At 65.5% G+C, this 2862-nt stretch carries 2 protein-coding genes and 1 pseudogene; 1 reads left to right on the plus strand and 2 read right to left on the minus strand.

Annotated features, from left to right (window positions below; genetic code table 11):
• Positions 1 to 64: 64 nt before the first annotated feature.
• Positions 65 to 811, plus strand: a pseudogene (locus tag AB4Y84_RS18305) (ABC transporter permease); the annotation flags it as partial.
• Positions 812 to 855: 44 nt separating this feature from the next.
• Here the strand turns inward: AB4Y84_RS18305 and AB4Y84_RS18310 are convergent.
• Positions 856 to 2142, minus strand: coding sequence for a hypothetical protein (locus tag AB4Y84_RS18310; protein ID WP_442243792.1), 1287 nt, complete (start codon positions 2140 to 2142; stop codon positions 856 to 858).
• A gap of 219 nt (positions 2143 to 2361) precedes the next feature.
• A complete protein-coding gene (locus tag AB4Y84_RS18315; protein WP_025873797.1) occupies positions 2362 to 2730 on the minus strand; it encodes a glycine zipper 2TM domain-containing protein in 369 nt (122 codons plus the stop codon).
• Positions 2731 to 2862 lie beyond the last annotated feature (132 nt).

Genomic DNA, 2862 nt, shown 5'->3' on the forward strand with positions numbered 1-2862 from the left:
ATCCCCTTCGCAGCCACCGGCGCCATCGCCCTCCTGCTGGTGACGGGTGTTCCGCTGGGATTGCCGCGCCAGCTGGGTGCTGGGCAGCGTGGCAGATGCACTGGGTGCGTTCGGCCGCGAAGCAGCGGTCACCCAGGCCGCGTTCATGGGCGCGCCTCAGGCACCACCAGTCACCCTCGTGCAGCGGCCGCTGTTCAATACGCAGGAAGGCTATGGCAGCGCGATCGTGCCCGGCGTGGCCGAACTGATCGTGCACCAGACGCTGCTGATGGGCATCGGCGTGCTGCTCGGCGGTCGCCGCCTGGTGCTGGGCCGGCGCCTGCAGTTCGACCTACCCACCCTGACCGGCATGGCCCTCGGCTTCGGCCTGATCGGGCTGTTCGGGCTGTTCTGGTACGCCGGCTTCACCGCCTGGGTGCAGGACTATCCGCGTGGCGGCAACCCACTCGGGCAACTGCTGGGCGGTACGCTGTTCATCGCTGCGACGGTAGCCTTCGGCCTGTTCGTCGGCAGCTTCTTCCGCACCCGCGAGCGCGCCTTCCAGTACATCATCGCCACCTCGATCCCGCTGTTCTTCCTGGCCAGCCTGTCCTGGCCGGCGGTGATGACCCCGCGCCCACTGGTGTGGCTGGCGCAACTGTTGCCCACCACTTCCGGCATCAACCTGATGGTGCGCCTGAACCAGATGGACGCCAGCCTGGCTGAGGTCAGCCACGAGCTGATCACCCTGACCGCCCTGCTGGTGCTGTACAGCGCCCTCGCCCTCTGGCGCCTGCACAGCAAAAAGGGGACGGAGGGGATCAAGTCGTAATCGGCGCGAAGGGGAGAAACCGACTTGATCCCCTCCGTCCCTTTTTACGGTTCCGGTGCGTACCAGAACGGGATGCTGTATTCGCGACGGCGGCTGGGCCCACGTTCGCCGCCGTCGGCGTTCCAGACCAGTCGCAGGTCATGCCGGCCCGGTTTCAGGTCCGCCATCGGCAAGTAGCCCACCAGTCCGCGCATGTCCAGGTCGCGGCGCTCCATCGGCACGAAATCATGCAGGTCGACCTTGCCGCCATCGAGCTGCACCGTCCACAGCAGTGCCATGCAGTTCACCGCCGCTGTCGCCGCCTGTGCACCCTGCGCTTCGTTGCGGGCACCACCGGCACAGCGCTGCCGTGCTACCGGATTGTCACGCTGCGGACGGTGCGGAATGAACAGCCGCAACCGCGATGCACTGATGGTATCGGCCGGAATCATCGGATAGGGCAGCAGCTGGTCGTGCGCCGAGCGCAGCGATTCGTAGTGCGCGCCCAGCATGCCATGGTCCACCGCTTCTTCGGTCATCACGCTGTAGCGGTTGAACAGCGAGAACTTCAACGAGCCGTACACCTGCAGGGCGGCGAGCATCATCGCCAGCATGACCGCCGATATATAGATCACGGTGAACGAGCGACTGCGCAGGTTGCTCTGCAGGGTCCACTGCATGGTCTGCAGCAGGCGCAGCATCGGCACCCGCTGCAGGCCAGCCAGCACCGACTGCAGCCGCTTCTCCTGCCGTGTGGTGTCCAGGCCCCGCGCGTGGCGCCGCGCAATCGACTTCTCCAGCAGCATCGGCACCATCGCCAGCCCGAGCAGGAAGATCATCAGCACCGCAACGATCGCCAGCGTGATGCGATCGACATCACCGAAGGCGGCACCGATGGCCATCGCCACGCCCAGCGAGACAGTGGCCACCACCAAGGTGCCGGCCAAAGTCTGCACGCACAGCAGCGTGGTCGAGAACAGCATGGTGGCAAGCCGGTCTGCGCGTTCGATGGTGCCGTCGAGCCCACCGTCGCGCTGCTTCAGGAACGCACGCGAGAACGGCCCCAGCATCGTCAACCGATCCCAGTCGATGCCTTTGGGGAAGTGCGATTTCAGGCCGATCAGGCCGATCCAGTAGCCGCGCACCGCCAGGTGGATGATCAAGGCCACCGCCAGCACGTAGCACATGCCGACGCCGATGCTGAAGGCGAACCACAGCGCCTGGAAATAGACCCCTTCGGTATGCAGGCTGCTGCGCGCCCAGGCATCGAACAGGTAACCCGGCACGGCCAGCAGCGCGAAGGCAAGCAGGCCGGAAATGAACAGCTCCAGCTCGTCGGTGCGGTCGCGCACGCGGGAGTAGCTGGCTGTCGTGCGAGGCACTGCATCGGCAACATCGGACGGTTCCCGACGGTCTACAGCACTCGACTCGTTCACTGGCGATTCATCCCTGGAGGTCGGCGCAGTATAGGCATCCACCCCGCTTCACGGAACGGGACCGGAAACGAAGAACGCCGGCACAGGGCCGGCGTTCGGGGTACAGCAGTGTGGAAGGGGTCATCGCATGGGGGATCAGCGGTAGACGCGCTCACAACGGCGCTCGACCACGCGATCACCAGTCTTCTGCTGATGGTTGCCCTGGATCTGCCGGCCGGCTGCGCCGCCCGCCACGGCACCGGCAACAGTTGCCAGCTTCTTGCCGTTGCCGCCGCCTACCTGGTTGCCCAGCAGGCCACCGACCACGGCGCCGGTGGCGGTACCGGTGATGCGGTTGGGATCGCGGGTATTGCGCTGCACTTCCACGTTCTTGCAGACCACGCGGCTGCCATCGTTGAACTTGCGCCCTTCATCACGCGGGCCGTAATTCTGTGCGCCAGCGACGGACGAGGCCGCCAGCAGGGTGCCCAGCACCATCAATCGGGTCGAGGTCTTCATGGCCATCTCCTGTGCTCCGGTATGACGCAAGTGTCAGCCTGCCGGTGGCAACTGCAGGTGAAATCCACGTCTCCGAAGGTTGAGCGGCCATCATCGATTCAGGAAACAAAAATGCGCCCATCGCGACCAGCATCGCGA

The organism is Stenotrophomonas sp. 2YAF22, assembly GCF_052114665.1.
GTDB lineage: Bacteria > Pseudomonadota > Gammaproteobacteria > Xanthomonadales > Xanthomonadaceae > Stenotrophomonas > Stenotrophomonas indicatrix.

Coding starts and splice junctions, on each gene's coding strand:
- AB4Y84_RS18315 (WP_025873797.1), bottom strand. CDS start 2,730: ATGGCCATGAAGACCTCGACCCGATTGATGGTGCTGGGCACCCTGCTG.